Origin of the sequence: Streptomyces inusitatus, assembly GCF_014651115.1 — a bacterium.
GTDB classification, from domain to species: Bacteria; Actinomycetota; Actinomycetes; order Streptomycetales; family Streptomycetaceae; genus Streptomyces; species Streptomyces amakusaensis.
Window position 1 is genome coordinate 1 of record NZ_BMWG01000100.1, and the last position, 601, is coordinate 601.

At 69.2% G+C, this 601-nt stretch carries 1 protein-coding gene; it reads right to left on the reverse strand.

The window, feature by feature from the left end; genetic code table 11:
* Window positions 1–440 (reverse strand): condensation domain-containing protein (locus tag IE247_RS34000; protein ID WP_229869537.1); only part of this gene is annotated, 440 nt, incomplete at its 3' end.
* Window positions 441–601 lie beyond the last annotated feature (161 nt).

The window sequence follows — 601 nt, forward strand, 5'->3', positions numbered from 1 at the left end:
AGGTCCGGCAGCAGGATCCGCAGGGACACCGTGTCGAGCGCCAGGTGGTTGACGATCAGCAGCAGCCGGCCGAGATCCTCCGGACCGCGGTCGAACCAGACCAGCTGAGCCATCACACCGGCCCACGGATCCAGCCCGGCCACGGCCGCCTTCATCTCCTCACCGATCAGACCGTTCAGCCGATCGCCTTCGAGACCGGTCGCGTCCACGCGGCGCAGGAGCCGACCGGCGAGGCCGTCCCCGGGCTCGGGAACAACCAGCCTTCGTACGGTGCCGCCGTCGTCCTCCAGCCGGGCCCTCAGAATGTCGTGGTGATCGACCAGCGCCTGAACCGCATCGGTGAGGACGGTGTAGTCGAGCCCCACCGGGGTCTCCACCATCGCGGACAGAACGACCTGGCCCAGCTTGTCCGCACCCACCCGCTCGATCAGCTCATGCATGACCGGCGTCAGCGGAATCTCCCCCACACCCGCATCACCACCACCCACCGCGGCACCCTCACCCACCGCACCGGCCACCACAGCCAGCCCCTCCGGGCTCTGCCGCTCAAACACCTGGCGCGCGGTGATGACGAGCCCCGCCTTACGGGCACTCGACACCA